This is a genomic window from Azorhizobium sp. AG788 (assembly GCF_943371865.1).
Lineage (GTDB): Bacteria > Pseudomonadota > Alphaproteobacteria > Rhizobiales > Xanthobacteraceae > Azorhizobium.
The window spans coordinates 1-4,375 of sequence record NZ_CALRWL010000105.1 but is presented as its reverse complement, the minus strand read 5'-3'; the positions used below and the strand labels follow the sequence as shown (position 1 = coordinate 4,375).

Sequence of the window (4,375 nt, the reverse complement as noted above, 5' to 3'; positions counted from 1 at the left end):
TGGCGGGTGTAGCGGCATCCGTTGAGCGGCCGTAGGATTTGGGTGCTGAAACCAACCCCTGCCGCTTCCGGAGCGCCCACCCGCCATGGTTGATCATACCCTGCCGCTGCCCGGCCTGTCACCCGTTGCTGGAAAGCCGGTGATCGGGCGCTTTGATGGCGGCCGCTTGTCCTGCGATGGCGGACTGCTGGTGCTGCGGGAGGTGGCGAAGCGGCTGGGGGTTGCCGATCGTCTGGCCGCTTGCATTGAGGACCCGCGCGATCCCACCCGCACCGTGCATTCGTTGGCCGACATCATCGGCTTCCGCCTGCTGGCCATCGCGGCGGGCTACGAGGACGGCAACGACGCCGACAGCCTGCGCCGCGACCCGCTGTTCAAGATGGCCCTGGAGCGCCTGCCGTCCGAGCGCGACCTGTGCTCGCAAGCCACCATCTCGCGCCTGGAGAACCTGCCGGATACCCGCGCACTGCTGCGCATGGGCCGGACCATGGTCGATCTCTACTGCGCGTCCTTTCGCCAGGTGCCCAAGCGCATCGTGCTGGATGTAGACGACACCTTCGACGCGGTGCATGGCGGCCAGCAGTTGCGCCTGTTCAACGCCCATTATGACGAGTACGGCTTTCAGCCCATCGTTGTCTTCGACGGCAACGGCCGCTTTGTCACCGCTGTGCTGCGCCCAGCCAAGCGGCCCAAGGGGACGGAGATCCGGACCTTCCTGCGTCGCCTGCTCCGCGCCATTCGGGCAAACTGGCCCAAGACCGAGATCCTGCTGCGCGCCGACGGCCATTACGCCTGCCCGGAGGTGCTCGACTGGTGCGAGGCGGAGGGGCACGACTACGTGCTCGGTCTGCCGACCAGCAGCACGCTGCGCCGTCACGTCACCACGCTGGAGGCCAGCACCGCGGCGCGCTTCCAGGCCGCGCCCGGACCCGGCAAGGTGCGCCGCTTCAAGGAGTTCTACGACGGCGCCAGCACCTGGAGCCGGGTGAGGCGCATCGTCGCACGGGTCGAGGCGGGCGACCAGGGCACCGACACCCGCTTCATCGTCACCAACCTGCGTCACGGCACCGGGCGATGGCTGTACGAGGTTTTGTACTGCGCAAGGGGACAGGCGGAAAATCATATAAAAGCCTGGAAGGCCCACCTTGCCGCAGACCGGACCTCCTGCACCAAGGCGACGGCCAACCAGTTCCGCCTGTTCCTGCACGCCGGGGCGTACTGGCTGCTGTGGAGCCTGCGCTCGCTGATGCCGAAACGCTCCCGCTGGCGCACGGTGCAATTCGACACCTTGCGGCTGCGCTTGGTGAAGATCGCCGCGCGCATCGTGGAGATGAAGACGCAGATCTAAGGTGCACCTGCCGACCAGCGCGCCTGATCAGGCGATCATCCACCTCGCCCTCAGCCGCCTGCCGCGGCTCATCTGCTGAGCACCGGGGCAGCGTGCCCCAGCCGTCACCCAATCCCGTCCACCATCAACTCCGCCACCGTCACGCCGCCGTCAGCGCGGCGGCGGCGACGCGCGCCTATGCAGCCCTACGTTGAGCATCTCTACCCGGCGACCAGATCGCTCCCCCCCATGGTGAATAAAGGCGGTTAGTGGCGCAACGATGATGCCAGGCCGTCGGCGCGCATGGCCTACCGGCGTGCGAGCAGCTGACGATCAAGGCGGCCGACCAGCCCGGCCAGCTCGGCGCCGATCAACCGGGTGCCGACCGCGATGTCGTCGAGCTGCGGGCCGTCAGAAGGCTCCCTTTGTGGACAGCCTCAGGTGAGGTTGTCGAGATCTACGCGCAGGGCTTCCGCGATCCGTTTGAGCACGTCTACAGTACCGATACGGGCGCGGGCCTCGATCTGGGACACATACGCCTGCTTGAGCCCAACGGCTTCACCGAGCTGGGCCTGCGTCATGCCGCGGTACTCGCGGAACACCTTCACCGGGTGCTCGTCGTTCAGCAGCCGGTCGGCCACCTCGGCAGGGAAGGACTCCGGGCGAGCCGCCTTGTAAGCGTCGAAGGCGTGGACCCCGGCCGCTTCGTCGGCCGCCTCCAGAAGCCGCTCGTACTCCGCGATCGGCAGCACCGCGAAGGCGGGCTTGCCGCTACCGTCCCGGATGATCTGCGTGGGGTTAGTCATAGATGCCTCCTCTCGGGCCGATTTCGATGACGATCAGAACCAGCACGCCGGCTTCGATGTCGTATACTACCCGCCAGTCGCCGACGCGCATCCGATAGCCGTCCCGGCCCTTCAGCTTCTTCACGTTCCGCGCGGCTGTGGGATCGTTGGCCACCTCCTGAACCTTCTGCCGGATCAGTTGCGCGGTGTTGCGCGGTATCCGGCGGAGGGTCTTCAGAGCGTCGGCGGTGTAGCGGATCGTGTGCATAGCGCCAACATAGCAAATCGCAATGACCGGCGAAAGCATATTGCTATAAAATCGTATTGCGGGCCGTTATGTCAGGGGTTGGGAAGGCCCGTCCAGGCAAGCGAAGACCGGAGCCCTGAAGGATTTCCATCGGGCTGTCACGACCGGCAGCCTCGGCAAATGGATGATCTTCGGTCCGCATGCAGGAATGACTCCCGTTTCAGAGCAACCGGCTATGACGCAAGAGGTGGCTGGGGTACTGGCCGACCACGCTGGCCATCAGCGCAGTCGCCACCACGACAATGTTACCGTTTCCAGGCAACCGGGCAAACCAACCTACAGCCAACCCGACCACGGCGATGACCAGACAGACCGCGACCAAAAACAAAGTAACTTTCAGTGACATTGGTCAACCCTCCTTTGATAGACGGCCCTATGCCGCCGGGGCTGCTGTATCGTTGCCGGCCGGCAACGGCTGTAGCGCGTCAATCTGGGTGAGAATTTATGACTGCGACGGCGGGATGATGTTCGGTGTGATTGTCGCTGGCAAGCGCTATGTTTCGGGTTGATTGTCGCGGCGCGACACGGTATGGGGCCGGCGAATGGCACCGTGACAAGCATGGCGTGCGCGGGCGCCGGACTTGGCGGAAACTCCATCTGGCCGTCGATGCGAGCACCAACACCATCGTCGCCGCCACGCTGACGACCACCGACGACGGCGACGCCTCCCAGGTCGGCCCCTTGCTTGACCAGACCATCGGCCCAATCGCCACCGTCATGGCCGACGGCGCTTATGATGGCGACCCAATTTACCACACCGTGGCCCAACGGGATGCCGGCGCCATGGTCGTCATCCCGCCACGCGCCACAGCGGTGTCCGGCCCGACCGCCGCGACCGAGCCAACCCAGCGGGATCAGCACATCCAGAGCATCGCCGAGCGCGGCCGCCTGGGATGGCAACGACAGACCGACTATGGGAAGCGGAGCAAGACGGAAACCGCGATGGCCCGTTACAAGCGCATCCTTGGCGGCCAGCTTCGTGCCCGCACGCTGCCTGGCCAGCAAGCCGAGGCCGCCATCGGCGTCGCCGTCCTCAACCGGATGATCGGTCAAGCACGCCCGAACTCCGTCCGCTCTGCCTGATCGAAGGTCGTGTCAGGCTTCGGTGCGTCCGCGCTGACCTCGCTGCACCAACACCTGGTTGAGCGATTCTTTGCATGGCTGCTCACCAACCGCCGTCTGGTCGTTGATTACGAACGTCTTCCGAAAACTGATGAGACATTCATCTATATGGCGATGAGCCGAATCTTGCTCCGCCGATTGTCCAAACTCGATGGAAATTAGGTGAAAATTCGCCACGCCTTCTACCGGACAGCCTCTGACACGCGGCTGGCTCAGGACCGCGGCCAGAAACTTCACCGCCACGTCGCCCGCCAGCAGCCGATCGCGGTTCTTGGTGAACACCGTCACGTCCCACACCGGCGCGTCCATCGCCAGTCCGACGAACCAGCGGAACAACAGATTGTAATCCAGTTGCTCCATCAGTTGGCGCTCCGAGCGCACCGAGAAAAACGCCTGGGGCAGCAAGGCCCGCAACAGCTTCTCCGGCGGGATCGAGGGCGCCCGATCTTCGAGTACATCCCTTCGAACACCGGAGACAGGGTGTCCAGGGCCTCATCCACGATGGCCCGGATCGCCCGCAGCGGATGGCTGACCGGAACGCGCGCCTCGCAGCTCACGTAGCTGAAAAGACCGTCGCTCCGTTCATCGTACCCGCGCATGCCCCTCTCCTCAGCCCAGCTTTCGCTCTGGAGAGAGAATCACACCAAACTCCTGCACGCGAGGCCCTTTTTCCGCAGCCTGTTATTTCTACTGTGTCATAAAGTGCACGATTGATGGCAGCACGGACATCGCTGGAGTGTTCGGGCGAGGCTTCTGGCGATGTTGATGCGCAGGGTTGCGATGGAGGTCGTGACGTGTCGCTCAGGGCGCAATGGCGGCCCCTCGTGGTCGGAA

Annotated in this window: 4 protein-coding genes and 3 pseudogenes; 3 read left to right on the top strand and 4 right to left on the bottom strand. The window is 64.6% G+C overall.

Annotation, left to right across the window (positions count from 1 at the left end; all coding sequences use genetic code 11):
* Positions 1 to 85 precede the first annotated feature (85 nt).
* Positions 86 to 1,427: pseudogene (locus AAG816_RS27495) on the top strand (IS1380 family transposase).
* Positions 1,428 to 1,764: 337 nt separating this feature from the next.
* Here AAG816_RS27495 and AAG816_RS27490 read toward each other — a convergent pair.
* From AAG816_RS27490 to AAG816_RS27480, 3 genes are all read right to left on the bottom strand, one after another.
* On the bottom strand, positions 1,765 to 2,133 hold the full coding sequence (locus AAG816_RS27490; protein WP_341992903.1) for a helix-turn-helix transcriptional regulator: 369 nt from the start codon (positions 2,131 to 2,133) through the stop codon (positions 1,765 to 1,767).
* Complete coding sequence (locus AAG816_RS27485) at positions 2,126 to 2,380, bottom strand: type II toxin-antitoxin system RelE/ParE family toxin (RefSeq protein WP_341992902.1); 255 nt, start codon at positions 2,378 to 2,380, stop codon at positions 2,126 to 2,128. The genes AAG816_RS27490 and AAG816_RS27485 overlap by 8 nt, the downstream gene beginning before the upstream one ends.
* 199 nt (positions 2,381 to 2,579) lie before the next feature.
* Positions 2,580 to 2,765: a hypothetical protein gene (locus AAG816_RS27480; RefSeq protein ID WP_341992901.1), complete on the bottom strand. Its 186-nt coding sequence runs from the start codon at positions 2,763 to 2,765 to the stop codon at positions 2,580 to 2,582.
* 149 nt (positions 2,766 to 2,914) lie between these two features.
* On the opposite strand from AAG816_RS27480, the gene AAG816_RS27475 reads away from it, so the two are divergent.
* Together AAG816_RS27475 and AAG816_RS27470 are read left to right on the top strand one after the other, a co-directional pair.
* On the top strand, positions 2,915 to 3,502 hold the full coding sequence (locus AAG816_RS27475; protein ID WP_341992900.1) for an IS5 family transposase: 588 nt from the start codon (positions 2,915 to 2,917) through the stop codon (positions 3,500 to 3,502).
* Between the two features lie 48 nt (positions 3,503 to 3,550).
* A pseudogene (locus AAG816_RS27470) lies at positions 3,551 to 3,703 on the top strand (transposase); the annotation flags it as partial.
* A gap of 33 nt (positions 3,704 to 3,736) precedes the next feature.
* On the opposite strand, the pseudogene AAG816_RS27465 reads toward AAG816_RS27470, so the two are convergent.
* Positions 3,737 to 4,140, bottom strand: a pseudogene (locus tag AAG816_RS27465) (transposase); the annotation flags it as partial.
* Positions 4,141 to 4,375: the final 235 nt, after the last annotated feature.